General features: G+C 48.4%; 17 protein-coding genes. 7 read left to right on the forward strand and 10 right to left on the reverse strand.

Annotation, left to right across the window (positions count from 1 at the left end):
* Positions 1 to 29 precede the first annotated feature (29 nt).
* Positions 30 to 1,034, forward strand: coding sequence for a GNAT family N-acetyltransferase (locus BP71_RS24580; protein ID WP_496384182.1), 1,005 nt, complete (start codon positions 30 to 32; stop codon positions 1,032 to 1,034).
* Here BP71_RS24580 and BP71_RS24585 read toward each other — a convergent pair.
* Positions 998 to 1,804: a DUF3108 domain-containing protein gene (locus BP71_RS24585; protein WP_496384184.1), complete on the reverse strand. Its 807-nt coding sequence runs from the start codon at positions 1,802 to 1,804 to the stop codon at positions 998 to 1,000. The two genes, BP71_RS24580 and BP71_RS24585, sit on opposite strands and share 37 nt — an antisense overlap.
* 13 nt (positions 1,805 to 1,817) lie before the next feature.
* Positions 1,818 to 2,855 carry an aminopeptidase gene (locus BP71_RS24590; protein ID WP_496384186.1) on the reverse strand — a complete coding sequence of 346 codons (1,038 nt, stop codon included), beginning with the start codon at positions 2,853 to 2,855 and terminating at the stop codon, positions 1,818 to 1,820.
* A 336-nt stretch (positions 2,856 to 3,191) separates the two neighbouring features.
* Between BP71_RS24590 and recA the strand changes: the two genes are divergently transcribed.
* A complete protein-coding gene (recA, locus tag BP71_RS24595; protein WP_496384188.1) occupies positions 3,192 to 4,259 on the forward strand; it encodes a recombinase RecA in 1,068 nt (355 codons plus the stop codon).
* Positions 4,260 to 4,321: 62 nt separating this feature from the next.
* Here recA and BP71_RS24600 read toward each other — a convergent pair whose 3' ends face one another.
* From BP71_RS24600 to BP71_RS24625, 6 genes are all read right to left on the reverse strand, one after another.
* Positions 4,322 to 5,857 (reverse strand): P-loop NTPase family protein, encoded by a 1,536-nt coding sequence (locus BP71_RS24600; RefSeq protein ID WP_496384190.1) that lies wholly within the window; start codon positions 5,855 to 5,857, stop codon positions 4,322 to 4,324.
* Between the two features lie 15 nt (positions 5,858 to 5,872).
* Positions 5,873 to 7,444 (reverse strand): ribonuclease Y, encoded by a 1,572-nt coding sequence (gene rny, locus BP71_RS24605; protein ID WP_496384192.1) that lies wholly within the window; start codon positions 7,442 to 7,444, stop codon positions 5,873 to 5,875.
* Positions 7,445 to 7,565: 121 nt separating this feature from the next.
* Entirely contained in the window at positions 7,566 to 7,877 is a 312-nt protein-coding gene (zapA, locus tag BP71_RS24610; RefSeq protein WP_295930150.1) for a cell division protein ZapA, read from the reverse strand.
* On the reverse strand, positions 7,874 to 8,218 hold the full coding sequence (locus BP71_RS24615; protein ID WP_496384194.1) for a hypothetical protein: 345 nt from the start codon (positions 8,216 to 8,218) through the stop codon (positions 7,874 to 7,876). The genes zapA and BP71_RS24615 overlap by 4 nt, the downstream gene beginning before the upstream one ends.
* Before the next feature lie 37 nt (positions 8,219 to 8,255).
* Positions 8,256 to 10,685 (reverse strand): phenylalanine--tRNA ligase subunit beta, encoded by a 2,430-nt coding sequence (pheT, locus tag BP71_RS24620; protein WP_496384196.1) that lies wholly within the window; start codon positions 10,683 to 10,685, stop codon positions 8,256 to 8,258.
* 127 nt (positions 10,686 to 10,812) lie between these two features.
* Positions 10,813 to 11,460, reverse strand: a complete 648-nt coding sequence (locus BP71_RS24625; RefSeq protein ID WP_496384198.1) for a DUF1684 domain-containing protein — start codon at positions 11,458 to 11,460, stop codon at positions 10,813 to 10,815.
* Positions 11,461 to 11,646: 186 nt separating this feature from the next.
* Here BP71_RS24625 and BP71_RS24630 point away from each other — a divergent pair, with 186 nt between their 5' ends.
* Both BP71_RS24630 and BP71_RS24635 read left to right on the forward strand, forming a co-directional pair.
* Positions 11,647 to 12,024, forward strand: a complete 378-nt coding sequence (locus BP71_RS24630) for a response regulator (protein ID WP_496384200.1) — start codon at positions 11,647 to 11,649, stop codon at positions 12,022 to 12,024.
* A 7-nt stretch (positions 12,025 to 12,031) separates the two neighbouring features.
* Entirely contained in the window at positions 12,032 to 12,793 is a 762-nt protein-coding gene (locus tag BP71_RS24635; protein ID WP_496384202.1) for an MBL fold metallo-hydrolase, read from the forward strand.
* A gap of 5 nt (positions 12,794 to 12,798) precedes the next feature.
* Here BP71_RS24635 and BP71_RS24640 read toward each other — a convergent pair whose 3' ends face one another.
* Positions 12,799 to 13,491: a molybdopterin-dependent oxidoreductase gene (locus BP71_RS24640; RefSeq protein ID WP_496384204.1), complete on the reverse strand. Its 693-nt coding sequence runs from the start codon at positions 13,489 to 13,491 to the stop codon at positions 12,799 to 12,801.
* Between the two features lies 1 nt (position 13,492).
* A complete protein-coding gene (locus tag BP71_RS24645) occupies positions 13,493 to 14,722 on the reverse strand; it encodes a DUF819 family protein (RefSeq protein WP_496384206.1) in 1,230 nt (409 codons plus the stop codon).
* Positions 14,723 to 14,859: 137 nt separating this feature from the next.
* Between BP71_RS24645 and BP71_RS24650 the strand changes: the two genes are divergently transcribed.
* From BP71_RS24650 to BP71_RS24660, 3 genes are all read left to right on the forward strand, one after another.
* Complete coding sequence (locus tag BP71_RS24650) at positions 14,860 to 15,273, forward strand: DUF3052 domain-containing protein (protein ID WP_496384208.1); 414 nt, start codon at positions 14,860 to 14,862, stop codon at positions 15,271 to 15,273.
* A gap of 242 nt (positions 15,274 to 15,515) precedes the next feature.
* On the forward strand, positions 15,516 to 16,028 hold the full coding sequence (locus BP71_RS24655; protein ID WP_496384210.1) for a DinB family protein: 513 nt from the start codon (positions 15,516 to 15,518) through the stop codon (positions 16,026 to 16,028).
* 89 nt (positions 16,029 to 16,117) lie between these two features.
* A complete protein-coding gene (locus tag BP71_RS24660) occupies positions 16,118 to 16,609 on the forward strand; it encodes a (2Fe-2S)-binding protein (RefSeq protein WP_496384212.1) in 492 nt (163 codons plus the stop codon).
* The last annotated feature ends 15 nt before the right edge of the window (positions 16,610 to 16,624 follow it).

The following is a 16,624-nucleotide window of genomic DNA, read 5'->3' on the forward strand; positions in this document are numbered from 1 at the left end:
GGTAAAGTAGAACCGAACTTTACCTGCCCATGCAGCCTATCCTGCTAAACCGCGCCCAAATCGACAACGAACTTTGGAACGATCTGATCCGTAGGTCGCGACAATCTGTCATTTACGCACATACCGATTATCTCGACATCGTTTGCCGATCCTGGAAGGCGCTCGTCTGGCCCTCAGCTACCGGTTTTTCGATCGTCATGCCACTGCCTGTTAAAATGAAAGCTGGCATTCGCGCAGTTTACCAACCGTTTTTTTGCCAGTACCTGGGTATTTTTTCCCTGAACGAGTTATCCAATGCGGAAATAAGGGCATTTGTCAGCTCACTGTCATTCCATTTTCGCTACATTTCTTCCTACTATTTCAACCCGGAGAATTACTGTCAATTGCAGGAAATGGAAATTCTGTTTCCGGAGATCCGCGTTCAGGTGAGCACGACGCATTGGCTGCGCCTGGATAAATGTTATCCGCGCATACTGAGCCAATACTCCCGGGATCGGCGCAGTAATCTGAAACGTAGCCTGAGGTACGACTGGCAAATCGAAAGGAGCGGGGATATAGAGCCACTGATCGGATTATTCAAACAACATCATGCTCCTGGCATGGCGGGAGGTGTCCATAGTGGCGCTTACGGGACACTTGAGAGCCTCTTCTACAAAATGCAAACTATGGGATTTACGGAATTGATCTATGCCAAACAAAAGGAACATATCCATGCCGGGATTCTGCTGATCCGTCATTCCGGGAGGGTAATTTATATTTTCAATGCATCCGATCAGGTCGGCAGGGCGGGAAATGCGCGTACATGGATGCTGGATCAGTACATCCGGCTGCATGCCGAACAACCGCTGATCATCGACTTTGAAAGCCCGGAGATCGTTTCCATTGCAAGGTTCTATCAAAGCTTCGGCAGTCGAGAAATTCCCTTTATCAGGTTCACCAAAAACCGGCTCTGCTTCCCGTTACGTCAAATCCAGCAGTACAGAACCCGATGCCGGGATCAAAACCATGCAATGTCTTTGCGCAGTCCCTTGTAGGATTTCAGGTCCATTTCCAATGATCCGATTTTAAGATCAACCTCGGCTTTTAAAGGAATTTTATTGGAGTCGTCTGAAACCCAGAGGTTCATGGGCTCTTCACCCTTGAAAAATTTGTTCGAAGGGATTTGCGGGGATAGTCTGAGCACTTTGCTCTTGCCAAACTTAGTCTTGATCACATCCTTACCCACATAGCGGATACGCAGTTTGTAAACTTCTCCGTCAAAAAATGTAGGAACTTCGATGATTTCACCTTCGTTGATCTTGTCAAAATTGATGGTCCTCAGAAAAAAATAGCCGCTGATGATGTCGTGGATATTATTGGGAACATTGTAGGTTTTGCTTTCATCCTTTACATTCGAGATCGCCTGATCTTTGGTATGATTGAAAAATACCGTTTCTTCTTTACGGTATTTATTTTCCTGGATCTGCCGCTCGAACATATGGGGAAGGATGGCGGTTGTATCGATGTAGGACCGCCAGGTGTCACGTACCCGCGAAATCAGGTCGAATGCACCGACGGTTTTACCGGTCACGTTCACCCGGTAACAAGGCCTGTTGTTGACCATGGAAACGGCTCTGCCCACCTCAACTTTTGCCTCGGCTGCATTGATGAAACCATAGTGCACGCGATACTCTACCCGCTCTCCGGTCCCGAAGCTCTTGTTGTGGACAATGCGCCCCCCCTCCGCATTTTCGTCAAACTGGCGGAAAGAAAGTAAAAATGCTAATGTCGAAATGGCTAATAGTAAAATGTAAGATCTTTTCATGCTCATCACGTAGTTACAAGGAAGGGTATTTTCCTTTTAAATCGGCTAGATATTTCTTCAGATCCCCGCCAAACTTTTGCTCAAATTCCTGCCTGAAAGTACTTTGTTTTGACTTATAGGTCAGATAACTGATAAAATAAGCATTGTTGGGAAGTTTTCCGTCAGGCCAGCGGTTTTTGTTTGTTAACGTGCGCTTGCCGGAAAGAAGTGTGTCCGTATTGTTCAGTATATCCCGGATCATCCTCATTTTCAGAGAATCCCTCTGAGGCGTGGGAGCGGGATGGTTGCCGAATGTCTTATAAAGACTATCAAGGCGCCCCGCACCCCTAAGCATATGTTGAGAATAGGCATCGTTGTATCGTTTTGAATATTCATATATACGCAACTGTTCGGAGTCACGACCATATTTATACTTTAAAAAGCGGATTGCACCCTGATCACCGACAAAACTTGCCAGATTCTCATTGAGTTCGAGATTATTTTTCACAAAAAGCGTACCATGTGTCAGTTCATGCAGGATGAGGTTGGCCAGGCTGCCATCTCTTCTTTTTAGCATGCTGGAAAGGATAGGGTCTTTGAAATAACCCAGGGTGGACCATGCCGAAACGTCACCTATATCGGTGTCCAATCCCTTGTTAATGAGCATCCTTTCTTCCCCTGCCGCCCGCGTTGAATCGAAGTAGCCTTTGTAGGGAAATGTGCCGACAATCGGGAAATGCCATTGGTAGGGGGCTACTTTGTACCGTTCGGAGGCTGTAATCAACCAGATGAGCGGTTTGTCGTGTTGATCATAGAACGTAGTATAATTATCCGACGGGCTTAGCCCCAGCGAATCGACTCCGAACTTTTTGATCTCCCGGATGAGGTTGATCCGCGCTTTCAATGAATCGGGAAAAGTGGGGTCGAGCAGCACGTCGTCCACATCTTTAACCTGCATGAGCATTCCGATTTGCCCTCTGGCCTGTAAGTAACCATATGTAAGAACCTCTCTGTAACAGACCCCCAGGATCAAAAGGACAGCCAACAGGGCAAGCAATATTTTTTTAATCACAATTTCAATGTTTGGCGATAGCAGATCCTTTCCATGGGAAAGCAATCCTGCAACAAAAATAGGCAATCGGCAGGCTTTTCGGGCATTGAAAATCACGGCTTCCGCACCGTTTGATAACTCAGAGATGCTGCTTGATTATCGGGTTTCAGGTTCGTTCCGGCCAGACGGTGTAAAATGCTAAAAAATCGGGAAAAAATAAGTTTTTAAGCAAAAAGCGGGTTGTGCTTTTGATGAGAATTAGATATTTTTACAAAACAATGAAGACCCATTGCCGAGCGGTTTTTGTAAAACAAAGGCCGCTTTTTTATGTACAAACTAAATTTATGTTACCATTTCATGGCACAACCAACCACTGATAAAGACAACAAACTAAAAGCGTTGCAGACCACGCTTGAAAAGCTGGATAAGGCTTACGGTAAAGGTACTGTGATGCGTCTGAGTGACACCAAAGTACTGGACATACCTGTCATTTCAACCGGTTCTCTGGGTCTTGACCTTGCACTGGGAGTGGGGGGGGTACCACGAGGCCGGGTCGTGGAGATCTACGGACCGGAATCTTCGGGTAAAACGACGCTGTCCATGCATTGTATTGCAGAAGCACAAAAGAAGGGTGGGCTGGCTGCATTTATTGACGCAGAGCACGCATTTGACCGCTCTTACGCTGAAAAACTGGGTATCGATACCAGTAATCTGCTGATTTCACAGCCCGACAACGGAGAGCAGGCACTTGAAATTGCCGAACATCTGATCAGCAGCGGTGCAGTTGACATTATTGTGATCGACTCGGTTGCCGCATTGGTGCCACGCGCTGAGCTGGAAGGGGAAATGGGGGACAGTAAAATGGGATTGCAGGCACGTCTGATGTCGCAGGCACTACGGAAACTGACTGGTGTGATCAACAAAACGGGCTGCTGCTGTATCTTCATCAACCAGCTCCGCGAGAAGATCGGTGTGATGTTCGGTAATCCTGAAACAACAACCGGTGGTAATGCATTGAAATATTACGCTTCTGTGCGTCTGGACATCCGTCGGGTGGGGCAGATCAAGGAAAGCGCCGACGCGATCCTGGGTAACCGTACCCGCGTGAAAGTAGTGAAGAACAAAGTCGCTCCTCCGTTCAAAGTGGTGGAATTCGATATCATGTATGGAGAGGGAATATCCAAAGTTGGCGAAATTATCGACCTGGCGGTTGAGCTGGATATCGTCAAGAAATCAGGTTCTTGGTTCAGCTATGAAGGTAATCGCCTTGGACAGGGCCGCGATGCGGTAAAAGCTTTGATTAAAGACAATCCGGAACTGATGGACGAGTTGGAAGGTAAGATCCGTGGTCAGGTGAATACCGATCCCGATTCGCTGATAGACACCAGTGAGCCCAACGTAGTAGATGACGGCGCTCCGCTATAAATAGGAATACTCATAAAAAATGCCCTGCTAGAAACAGGGCATTTTTTATGGGATCTGATTGCTCAGAAAGGTTTCCGGTCATCATCGTCCTCGTCGAAGTCATAATCATCTTCACCGGGTCCAGAGAACATGCTACTGACCAGATCCTGGAATTTCATACCCTGGTCGAGGCTTTGCTTGCCGACCAGAGAGAACTCGGCCATGCCATGCAATGCAAATTCCATCATAAACAGCTTTTCGTCAGCGTCCCCGTAAGCGCTTAGCATATCTACGAAATCATCCAGTCCGTCGATGGTTTTCAGACGGGCTATATACTCACGATCTGTCATATCGGCCGGCATTTCCATTTCATTGCCTGCCCCAAACCATTCCACCACTTTTGCGTAAGGATTGATCTTGCTCTTTTTGCTTTTTTCGGGATCCGGGAAGAAGTTCAGAAACTGGGTCCGGATCGCTTTGCCGATCAGATTCTGCGCCACGATAACCGGTCCTTCAACTTCGCCTTCGTATACCAGCTCTACTTTGCCGCAAATGGCTGAAACTACGCCGTAAAGGTCGGAGATACGCACGTAGGTGGATGTTTCGCCGTTGATCAGTGCGCGGCGCTCAGCGGTGCTTAAAAGGCTCTCATAGGCTGAAATCGTCAAGCGTGCCGAAACACCGCTTTTGCTGTCCACATATTCGCTTTCACGGGCTTCAAAAGCCACCTGTTCGATCAGCGTTTTGATCAGCTCGTTAACTTTAACCAATGATTTTTGCCCGTCTTTAACAACAGCTTCCTGCTCGGTAATGCGTTTGCCAGTCTCGATAGTTTTGGGATAGTGCGTTACGATCTGGCTTTCGATCCGGTCTTTGAGCGGCGTCACAATGCTTCCACGGTTGGTATAATCTTCCGGGTTGGCTGTGAACACAAACTGGATATCCAGCGGCAGACGCAATTTGAATCCACGAATCTGAATATCACCTTCCTGCAAGATATTGAACAATGCCACCTGGATACGTGCCTGTAAATCGGGCAACTCGTTGATAACAAAAATACCACGATGGGAGCGGGGGATCAATCCGAAATGGATAACACGCTCGTCGGAGTAAGGTAATTTAAGGGTAGCCGCCTTGATAGGGTCGACATCGCCGATCAGGTCAGCGACGGAAACGTCCGGTGTGGCCAGTTTTTCGGTATATCGTTCATCGCGATGTAGCCAGGCTATTTCGGTGGCATCACCCTGCTGTTCGACAACGTCTTTGGCGTATCTTGACAGAGGAGCCAACGGATCGTCGTGCAGCTCCGAGCTTTTGATGTAGGGAATGTACTCATCGAGCAGATTCACCATCATGCGGGCGATGCGCGTCTTGGCCTGCCCGCGCAAGCCGAGAAAGTTAATGTTGTGCATGGAAAGTATAGCTCTTTCCACATCGGGAATGACCGTTTCCTCATAACCCCAGATTCCGGGGAAGACATTTTCCTTGTTCCTGATTTTTTCAATCAGATTATCTCTCAGCTCCTGCTTGATAGAACGCGACTGATAACCTGCTTTTTTTAGTTCTCCGAGCGTTCGGATGCCCAATAGTTCCGGGCTTGTAAGCTTTGAGTAATTCATGTATCTAATGCTGGGTTAACGCGCGTAAGCCACCGACCGCATTTCGCGGATCACAGTGATCTTGATTTGCCCGGGGTACTGCATTTCTTTTTCAATTTTTTGCGAGATATCAAACGACAGTAAACCTGCTTTTTCGTCGGATACATTGTCGGCATCGATGATCACGCGTAGTTCACGGCCAGCTTGTATCGCGTAACATTTCTCGACACCATCAAAGGATAATGCAAGGTTTTCGAGGTCGCGTAGACGCTGAATGTAAGATTCCATCATTTCACGGCGGGCGCCCGGACGTGAACCGGAAATGGCGTCACAAACCTGGATGATCGGCGACAGGATACTGGTCATCTCGATCTCATCGTGGTGAGCACCGATGGCATTGCATACTTCCGGATTCTCTTTGTATTTCTTAGCAAGCTCCATACCCAGGATCGCGTGTGGCAGATCCGATTCTTCAGGCCATACCTTGCCGATATCGTGGAGCAATCCGGCACGTTTAGCCAGTTTGGTGTTCAGGCCAAGCTCGGAAGCCATCGTAGCGCACAACTTGGCCACTTCGCGAGAGTGCTGCAGCAGGTTTTGTCCATATGAAGACCGGAATCGCATGCGTCCGATCATTTTCACCAGCTCGGGATGCAGCCCGTGAATACCCATGTCTATCACAGTCCTTTCTCCAATCTCTACGATCTCGTCATCGATGTTTTTACGTGTCTTGGCAACCACTTCCTCAATGCGGGCAGGGTGAATACGGCCGTCCTGCACAAGGCGGTGGAGGGATAACCTGGCAATTTCCCTTCTTACAGGGTCGAAACCGGAGATTACAATGGCTTCGGGTGTGTCGTCCACGATGATTTCCACACCGGTGGCTGCTTCCAATGCGCGGATATTTCGGCCTTCACGTCCGATGATTTTTCCCTTGATGTCATCATTTTCGATATTGAAAACCGAAACACAGTTTTCGATCGCATGTTCAGCGGCAGTGCGCTGGATGGTTTCAATGACGATCTTTTTGGCCTCCTTGGTGGCTGTGAGCCGGGCTTCTTCCATCGCGCTTTTGATGTAGGATCCCGCGCGTGTTTCCGCTTCCGCCTTCAATGCATCTACGAGCTGGTCGCGCGCCTGGTCGGCAGTAAGGTTGGCTATTTTTTCAAGCTGGGTAACTTGTTGCTGCAAAGCTTTTTCTGCTTCTTCGCGGCGTTTAGTGGCCGAGTCCAGCTGTTGAGTCAGGTTATTTTTAAGATTGTCGAGCTCGTTTTCCTTACGTTTGGTTTGTTCAAGGCTCTGATTGAGGGTTTGTTCCCGTTGTTTGAGTTTCTGCTCATTGCTTTGCAGGATGCCGCGTTTCTTGTTGGCGTCTTCTTCGAATTCCGTTTTCAAACGGAGGTACTTTTCTTTTGCTTCGAGAATGCGGTCTTTTTTGATGTTTTCGGCTGCTACCTCGGCATTCCGGAGAATTTCAGCTGCACGTTCCTGGGCCTCTTTTTCTTTTGCGTCAAAAGATCGCTGAAAAATGTACTTACCTGCGAAAATACCCACCCCTACGGCAATGATATCGGACAGGATGACGATGAAGAACAAAGAATTTGACATTTCAATAATGGTTATATATAGTTGGTTTTAACCGACTACACTCGCGTTGAAATGCCGAGAATGGAAGAAATTGAAAGATTATTTTTGCAGATACTGTAAAATCAAAGGTCAGGTATAGGGATCAGCTTTCAATAGCGCTGGCGATGGTTTCGTCCAGTTTTTCCACTCTGCTTTTAAAAGCCTGTACCAGGTCATCCATTTGTTCCTGGTTCCGTTGTAATGCCACCAGGCATTCGATAGAAGTCAATGCAATGGCTTCTATGTCTCCGTATACTTTTCCTTTTAATTTATGCTGTTGCACGCGCTGCATGAACACCTCATACCCATCCCTGTAAAATTTCTCCTGATCCGCCGGAACGCTCAGTTTGAAACCTCTGTCCAGCAGTTTTATAAAGACAGAAACGTCTGGATTAGGTATGCTATTTTTTTTCATAAGGTATCTTCAAGCAATTCGATGCACTTATCGATCTCCTGGATATATCTTTCAACTGATTCTTTCAGTTCGGCAATTGCGCCTGTTGGTGTCAGTTTACTAGTGACAAGTTTAGCGAAACTTTTAGACTTATTAAAGTCTTTTTCTAAAGAGGTGTATTTTTTCCTGATTTCTTTCGCTTCTTCCTTGAGTACTGTATTGGCCGCTTTGAGCTCTGCGTTTTCACGTTGGAGCTCTGAGATCGACCAGTTTAATTTTTCTTTATGATTGATCAGGATTTCGAGTTTCTTCTCGACGTCGGATAATTTATGTTCGATAATACGTTCAATGCTCCTTTCCATTTCCTAAACTGAAAAATCCGACAAACGAAAAAACTGTTTACTTTCTGATCACGGCTTCGAATTCGCGTTCGTAAGTGGCAATCAGGCGCTGCATCGATTTGTCGATCACCTTGTCTGTGAGTGTCTGCTGCTCATCCTGTAAGATAAAGCTGATCGAGTACGACTTTTTGCCTTCCAGATTGGCACCTTCGTAAACGTCAAAAACATTGACAGCACGTAACAGGCTGCGTTCGGTTTTGTAGGCCGCCTGGCGAAGCGCTTCAAAAGTAACCTGCTTGTTTACCACCACCGAGAGATCACGACGAACTTCGGGGAACTTGGGTACTTCTTTGTACTCTACCGCCGCATTGTACTGACGCAGCAGATATTCCCAGTCGAAGTCGGCATAATAAACCGGCGCCTTGATGTCCAGTTTCTTGGCTATCGCCGGATTCAGCAGACCCAGCGAGACAATCGGTTTTTTATTTACAACCAGGGTCAGACCCCTTTTGAAAATCGCCGGATCAGCGTCTTGCTTTTCCACATCCTTGATTTTGAGTGCATTTAAAACCTGGTTGGTGAATCCTGCCAGATCATGGAAAACCACTTCTTGCGATTTCTCGAACCATGTTTCCTGATGCGCATTGCCTGTCAGGAAAAGCGATAATCTTTCCTTTTCGACATACTTTTCATTGAGCTGATGGTAGGTATTTCCAAATTCAAAAAGTTTCAGGTCCTTCTGGCGACGGTTGCTGTTATATGCGACTACTTCAAGTCCTGAAAAAAGCAATGTCTGACGCATTACCGAGAGGTCCTCGCTTAGGTAATTCAGGATTTTGACAGGACTGCCCGGCAGACTCCCGCCCAACAATGCCTGGTACTCGGGTTTGGTCAATGAGTTGTTGATCATTTCATTGAAACCGTTGGCTACCAATAGTTCAGCGATGCGCAGTTTCAGTTTTTCCGGATCATTCACCGGGAAATCGGAAATATAATCGGAGCTGAGTGCATCCGACAATTCCACTTGCCCGAACCCGTAAATGCGAAGGATTTCTTCAATCACATCGGCTTCCCGCGTTACATCGACGCGGTAGGGGGCAACGACGGCGGTGAAGCCGTTTTCCGTTTCATCCTCCACGCGGATATCGAGACTTTCAAGAATGCCCTTGATCAGATCCTTTTTCAGCGATTTTCCGATGAGCCGGTCGATATTGCGATACTTCATAGCCACCCGGAAATCTGCGACTGGTTCAGGGTAGATGTCAACGGTCTCAGAAGAAATCGTGCCGCCTGCAATTTCCTGGATGAGCAAGGCCGCCCGTTTCAATGCGAAAAGCGGCATATTAGGATCGGTACCACGCTCGAAACGGAATGATGAGTCGGTTTTCAACGCGAAACGCTGTGCGGTCCGGCGTACCCACACGGGGGAGAAATAAGCTGATTCGAGGAAAATAGAGGTAGTTGTTTCGGTAACACCGGAAGTAAGCCCGCCGAAAACACCTGCAATGCACATCGGTTCCGGATTGCCATCAATGCCTTCGCAGCAGATCATCAGGTCGTTAGCGGAGATTTTGCGCTCTACTCCGTCCAAAGTAACGAATGGGGAGCCCTCAGTAATTGTGGTGACAATTACTTTTTTACCCAAAACTTTATCTGCATCGAATGCGTGCATCGGTTGCCCCAGCTCATGGCAGACGTAGTTTGTAATATCGACGATGTTGTTGATCGACCGGATACCAATTGTGTGCAGCCGTTGCTTCAACCATTCGGGCGACTCGGCTACTTTGATATTTGAAATCGTCAGACCGGTGTAGCGAGGGCAGGCTTCCACATTGCGCACTTCTACCGGGATGGACAGGCTTTGATTGTCAACTTTGAATCCTTCAACCGACGGTAATGTGATCTCGCGCTTCAAAACCGCTTTCAGGTCACGTGCTACCCCATAATGCGACGCAGCGTCCGCACGGTTGGGTGTAAGTCCGATTTCAATCAGATAGTCGGAGGAAATGCCAAAATATTCGCTGGCAGGCGTGCCGTTAGGCAGCTCTGTGTCAAGCACCAGGATACCATCGTGCGAAGTGCCGATACCCAGTTCGTCTTCGGCGCAGATCATGCCTTCGGAAACAGCTCCACGGATCTTGGATTTTTTCAAAACCAGCGGCTGGTCACTGCCGGTTGGATATAATGTAGCCCCAATGGTCGCTACCATCACTTTCTGGCCCGCGGCCACGTTAGGTGCGCCGCACACGATCGAAAGGGGAGCGTCGCCGCCCACATCTACGGTCGTCAGGCTCAGGCGGTCGGCTTCCGGATGTTTTTCGCACGTCAATACCTCGCCGATCACCACGCCCTGCAACCCGCCTTTAATGGATTCGATCTCTTCAATACCTTCGACTTCCAGCCCGGTGCCCGTCAATAACCTGTCGATTTCCTCGGGTGTTTCAGTAATTTCAATTAAATCTTTAAGCCACTTATAAGAGATCTTCATGCGAATGCTTTAATGATAGTAGAATTCAGGCACCGGAAACCGGGATTATGCCTGCTGCAAAATTAATGATTTAGTTTGAACGGCGTCTGGTTGGGGCGACCGGGCACAGCTTTTTATGACGTAAAAGTTACTGGTGCGTCGCGTCTTCGGTCACCTCACCGGCGTAAACCGGCACAGTCAATGTGTTTTCGGCGGGTGGGACGGGGCAGGCGTAGCTTTCCTGGTAAGCACAATAAGGGTTATACGCCTTATTGAAATCCAGTACGATGCTATTGTTTTTGATCTCGGAAACAGGATAGTCCAGGTACCTGCCGCCTCCGTAGGTTTCCTTGCCGCTGGTGGCGTCACGGAACAGCACAGATATGACACTTTCGTTTTTCAGCAGCAGTAATTTCTGGGTTTCGCCACCGACCGTAAAATTGGCATAGCCGTATTTCTCGTATTTTTCGCTGGTTCCGTCAGTATATTTTACGATTACTTCCTTATCCTCCTTCATGTAAGGCGAAATATTGGCCTGTACACGGAATGAAAGGTCGGGTTGAAAGTAATGCAATCCGTGAAAGTTGTCCTTGTCCTTGATCGGGGAGTCTTCGCCGGTTCTGAACTGCTCGTCTTTGGTGGCGCGCTCTTCGAGGATCTTCGTTTTGTATTGTGCGGGGTTGAAGTTATCGTCCGCAGAGGTGCCGCCGCCGCTGATGTTTTCGATAATGAAATAGGCAAGTATCGCAATTACCATCGCGACCGTGCTGTATCGGATCACTTTATTTTTGAACATAAGAAGGATAATAAGCTAAATCGGACTGCAAACTTACACCCGAAAGGGCGCTTTGGAAAAGTATAGGATGTTTATTTACTTTTTTAGAATAATTTTGAAACTTCGTATCCGACCGGTTTGCGATGTTGGATGAAATATATCTAAATTGACCTGGGAAAAACATTAAACCAATACCTGCCCCATCGTATGTCATACACAAAACGAGTACTCATTGCCGAAGACAGTTCAGTAATTCAAAACCTGGCGAGGAAGATTCTTGAATTTCAGCATTATGAAATCACTTCCGTGAAAAACGGCGAGCAAGTGCTGCAATTGCTTGAAAAAGAGGATTTTGATATTATTCTATTGGATATCAATATGCCTGTGATGGATGGAATGGAGTGTGCAAGAAGCATCCGCAAATTGTCGGACGAGAAAAAGGCAAAAACGCCGATCGTAGCTATCACGGGTAATGCTAAAAACTATTCAGAAGAGGATTTTAAAGAAGCAGGATTTGATGATGCGCTGATGAAACCATTGAATTTTGACCGTCTGGTTGAATTGGTGGCGCATCTGACCGAATAAACGCCTGATGAGGATTACATTTTTAGGAACCGGCACGTCGCAGGGAATACCGGTTATTGCCTGCGAATGTGTCGTTTGCCGTTCTAGTGACCAGCATGACAAGCGTTTGAGGACTTCCGTCTGGATTCAAAGTCACGGGAAGTCTTTCGTCATCGATACCGGCCCGGACTTCCGCCAGCAGATGTTGCGCGCCAATGTGAAGGACCTGGATGCGGCAATCTTTACCCACCAGCATAAGGATCACACCGCCGGGCTGGACGACATCCGGGCTTTTAACCACCGGCAGCAAATGGACATTCCGCTCTATGGCCGGCTGGAAGTGCTCAATCAGATCAAAAGCGAGTTCGCTTACGCTTTTTCTGAAAAAAGATACCCCGGCGTCCCGCATTTTGAACTACATCCCATCGAAAATGAGCCTTTTGAAGTTTCAGGGGTAAAATTTACGCCCATTGAAGTCATGCATCACAAGTTACCGGTGTATGGCTATCGCATTGGCGACTTCACTTACATTACCGATGCCAATTTTATTTCCGAAGAAGAACAGGAGAAAATAAAGGGCTCGCAGGTGCTCGTGCTCGACACACTCCAGAAGGAGCCGCATCTTTCCCATTTTACGTTGTCGCAGGCGCTCGATTTAATCGATAAGCTCAATGTTCCAACCGCGTACCTCACGCATATCAGCCACAAACTGGGATTGCATGCGGTAGTTGAAAGCGAGTTGCCGCCTCATGTGCATCTGGCTTACGATGGACTCGTACTGGATTTCTGAGTTGCTTAGCTGTAACGGTCGTTCCGCCAGGGGTAGGCAGTATTGGAGTACCCTCTCAATTCCCAAAATCCAAGCTGATTGGCAGGCAGGAACTGAATGCGGCTGATCCATTTGCTCCCTTTCCACGCATAGAGTTGCGGGGTGATCATCCGCACCGGACCGCCGTGGTCGCGTTCGAGCGGTTTTCCATCGGCTTTGTGGACCAGCAGTACATCTTCTTTGAGCGCTTCTTCGAGCGAGAGATTGGTCGTATATTGATCGTAGCCATGGCAAAGAACATGGGTGGCGGAAGATTTGGGCATGACCAGTGCCGCGAGGTCTGCAAGGCGGACCCCCACCCAGGGAACATCCATTCGGGACCAGGTCGTCACACAATGAAAATCGCTGACATCGTTGGTCTGAGGCAGGGCCATGAAATCGTCCCAAGACAATGTAACAGGCATTTCCACTTCACCATCGACGATGAGCTTCCATTTGCGGAGGGGAATATCGGGTTTAAAACCCAGATCCAGCACAGGCCATTTGACGGTCCTCGTCTGTCCAACGGGCAACTTCGGCATACCGTGGCGGTTGGGTTCTCCATTTCCCATCGGCCGTGGATCGGAAACGGATGGTGTTTGGGCCATTTGTTGCTCAAAACGCGCTTTGAGCTTCATCCGGGCTTCTATGATCTTATCGAGTTTGCTGTTATCTTCCATGTTAGTTGTTGCTTACCCACTGCATCATTAAAGCAGTTAAATACCCCCCATAAGTTCCGATTGCGTAGCCTAAAATTGCAAGCAATACACCGACCGGTGCCAGGGACGGGTGGAATGAAGCCGCAACCACCGAAGCCGACGCGGAGCCGCCAACATTGGCCTGACTTCCGACGGCAAGAAAAAAGAACGGGATTTTGAGCCATTTACAAGCGATTACCAGAATAATACCATGAATCGAGATCCAGATCAGGCCGATTGCAAAAAGGCCCGGATTATCGGCAACGGCGCGCAGGTCCATTTGCATACCAATGGTCGCTACCAGCACATAGAGGAATACCGATCCAAGTTTTGAAGCACCGTAACGTTCCATTTTTCGTACTGGTGTGATTGACAGTAAGATACCAATCAAGGTCGCAATGCTGATGATCCAGAAAAATGTGGATGTGAGGCTGTATTTTTCGAGCGCCGGATAGTTTGCGGAAAGATACGGTGTGATGATTTCCGCCAGGCCGTGCGAGACGCCCGTTGCTCCGAAGCTTGCGGCGGCCAGGAAGATATATTCCCGGAGCATCGGGTTCCGCTCGTTGGCCTTCTGATCCGAGTCAAGATGTGCTTTTACTTCTTCGACCTGTGAACTGTCGGCTCCCAGGAATGAATCCACGCGTGCCGCAACGCCTGCGCCATAGATTAATGCTGCCATCCAGAGTTCTGCAATAAGGACGTCGACAGCGACCATTTGTGAAAAAAGCTGATCGCTGGGATGAAACACCTCGCGCAGGGCCGTCTGGTTGGCCCCACCGCCAATCCAGCTACCTGCAATGGTCGCCAGTCCGCGCCACACCGCGTCGGCGCCTTCGCCGGCGACTGTCGCAGGACTAACGGCACCCACGATCCATAACGCGACCGGCCCTCCGATCATAATGCCGGCCGTGCCGATCAGCATCGCAATGAGCGCCTTGGGTCCCAGCCTTGCCAGCGACTTCCAGTCCATTCCAAGCGTGAAGAGAACGAGACATGCAGGCAGGAAATATTTGGAAACAACCGGATAGAGCTGCGAGGTAGTACCATTGATAAAACCCACCGAGTTGAGGAGGCCGGGGATAAAATAGCAAAGCAGGAGCGGAGGGACAACGGTGTAGAACCGTTTCCAGCCCCGGAGTGAAGCCGTATAAAAAACGGCCGCAAGGATAAGCATCAGCAAGCCGAGTACTACAGCGTCATTGGTGATCATATTTGAGGATTAAGGGTAGGCAGATGGTGAAACGCTAAAAATAGCTGAAAACACAGGGAATGGCGAAATCTGGGTAGAAAACTTTCGGGAATAAAGGGCGAAACTGTAACTTCAAGACCCATTCAATAGACTTCCTTATGAGCCCAGCAGGCTATTCACAAACACCACTGATTAAAAAACTGGGACTCAAACCCGGCATGAAAGTCCGGTTGGTCGATCCCCCGGAGCATTATTTCGACCTGCTGGAAACGTTTCCGGCTGACGTTGACTTTTTGGAGGAGACCACGTCGGTCAAGGACTTCATTCACTATTTTACCACCGGTGCTGCCGGTCTGGCGGAAGATATGGCTGCTTTGAAGAGCGAAATCGCATCAAATGGCATGGTTTGGGTGTCCTGGCCCAAAAAGACTTCAAAAGTGCCCACGGATGTGACGGAAGATGTCGTGAGGAACCTGGCGCTGACTCATGGATTGGTTGATGTGAAAGTATGCGCGATCGATGCGATATGGTCAGCATTGAAATTGGTGATACCTGTAAAAAACAGAAGGTAGCATGCGGGACGGGACAAGACCGCTCCGTTCCCCGCCCGATGCGGTGGCGCAAGAGACTGACCGTGAGTTTATCCAGGCGCGCAAAGACATCAAGGAGTGATGGGTGGCCCGATACGGGTTCTCGCTCTGAAAAAATATTAAAAAATAAATTACACAAATTGCGATCCATGACGGGTCGCAACTTGTTGTTTTGAACAAAGCAATCCATTTATCCAACCATCAAATCATTTATATTAAACTCCATGAACACTTTAGACGAAGCCAACGCCCTGAAAACGAGTCAGGAATTATTTATCAAGATGGTCGTTTCCAACTGGGAACTGCAGAATCAGCGATTGAACGGATGGCTCTCGAAGCTTTCCGACGAAAGACTGATGGAGCCGGTGGCCGAAGGCAAGAACCGCGCGGTTTACCTGCTCGGGCATCTGGTGGCTGTTAACGACGGCATGATTTCGCTATTGGGACTTGGCCAGCGCCTTTACCCTGAACTGGACGATATTTTTGTACGCAATGCAGACCGGACTTTTGAAGAAATCCCTTCGGTGGAAGAGCTGAAAGTAAAATGGGCGCATTTGAACGAGACATTGTCGCGGTACTTCGCAGGGTTGGATGCTACTGAATGGTTCACTAAACATCAGGCGATTTCCGAAGAAGATTTTGCGCGGGAACCGCATCGGAATAAACTTAATATTCTCATTAACAGGACTAACCATGAGGCATATCATTTAGGCCAACTCATTTTTTTGAAAGCCTGAAACACGCTGGACAATCTTGTAAAAGTCTGTGTTTTGTGATACTTTACAGGATTATTCACCACCATTTTTAATCATCACCACTGATCACCATGGCTGTATACAATTTATCATTGAATGGCAAAAAGGTGAAGGTCGATGTAGAGCCTGATATGCCTTTGCTATGGGTGATACGAGACTTTGCCGACCTGAAAGGAACCAAATTTGGCTGTGGTATGGCCCTATGCGGTGCCTGCACGGTACACCTGAACGGAGCGCCTGCCAGGGCATGCCAGACCCCGGTTTCAAGTCTGGGGAAAAACGACAAGATCACCACCATTGAAGGCATCGGAGAAGGCAAACTGAGCATTATCCAGAAAGCGTGGATCGAGGAACAGGTTCCGCAATGCGGTTACTGCCAGTCGGGGCAAATCATGTCGGCCGTATCGCTGCTAAAATCCAACCCGGCACCTACGGATGCGGATATTGACGTAGCTATGAGCGGAAACCTTTGCCGCTGTGGCACCTACGACCGGATCAGGAAGGCGATCCACCGCGCTGCAGAGGAAATGAAAGTGGCCGAAAAAGGAATCGGACAGCGATAATCCCCTATCATCAAC

The organism is Dyadobacter ginsengisoli DSM 21015, assembly GCF_059568735.1.

Excerpts from the sequence above, each read along its gene's own strand:
- BP71_RS24580 (WP_496384182.1), top strand. The coding sequence starts at position 30 with ATGCAGCCTATCCTGCTAAACCGCGCCCAAATCGACAACGAACTTTGG.
- BP71_RS24585 (WP_496384184.1), bottom strand. The coding sequence starts at position 1,804 with ATGAAAAGATCTTACATTTTACTATTAGCCATTTCGACATTAGCATTT.
- recA (WP_496384188.1), top strand. The coding sequence starts at position 3,192 with ATGGCACAACCAACCACTGATAAAGACAACAAACTAAAAGCGTTGCAG.
- BP71_RS24600 (WP_496384190.1), bottom strand. The coding sequence starts at position 5,857 with ATGAATTACTCAAAGCTTACAAGCCCGGAACTATTGGGCATCCGAACG.
- rny (WP_496384192.1), bottom strand. The coding sequence starts at position 7,444 with ATGTCAAATTCTTTGTTCTTCATCGTCATCCTGTCCGATATCATTGCC.
- zapA (WP_295930150.1), bottom strand. The coding sequence starts at position 7,877 with ATGAAAAAAAATAGCATACCTAATCCAGACGTTTCTGTCTTTATAAAA.
- BP71_RS24615 (WP_496384194.1), bottom strand. The coding sequence starts at position 8,218 with ATGGAAAGGAGCATTGAACGTATTATCGAACATAAATTATCCGACGTC.
- pheT (WP_496384196.1), bottom strand. The coding sequence starts at position 10,685 with ATGAAGATCTCTTATAAGTGGCTTAAAGATTTAATTGAAATTACTGAA.
- BP71_RS24625 (WP_496384198.1), bottom strand. The coding sequence starts at position 11,460 with ATGTTCAAAAATAAAGTGATCCGATACAGCACGGTCGCGATGGTAATT.
- BP71_RS24630 (WP_496384200.1), top strand. The coding sequence starts at position 11,647 with ATGTCATACACAAAACGAGTACTCATTGCCGAAGACAGTTCAGTAATT.
- BP71_RS24635 (WP_496384202.1), top strand. The coding sequence starts at position 12,032 with ATGAGGATTACATTTTTAGGAACCGGCACGTCGCAGGGAATACCGGTT.
- BP71_RS24640 (WP_496384204.1), bottom strand. The coding sequence starts at position 13,491 with ATGGAAGATAACAGCAAACTCGATAAGATCATAGAAGCCCGGATGAAG.
- BP71_RS24645 (WP_496384206.1), bottom strand. The coding sequence starts at position 14,722 with ATGATCACCAATGACGCTGTAGTACTCGGCTTGCTGATGCTTATCCTT.
- BP71_RS24650 (WP_496384208.1), top strand. The coding sequence starts at position 14,860 with ATGAGCCCAGCAGGCTATTCACAAACACCACTGATTAAAAAACTGGGA.
- BP71_RS24655 (WP_496384210.1), top strand. The coding sequence starts at position 15,516 with ATGAACACTTTAGACGAAGCCAACGCCCTGAAAACGAGTCAGGAATTA.
- BP71_RS24660 (WP_496384212.1), top strand. The coding sequence starts at position 16,118 with ATGGCTGTATACAATTTATCATTGAATGGCAAAAAGGTGAAGGTCGAT.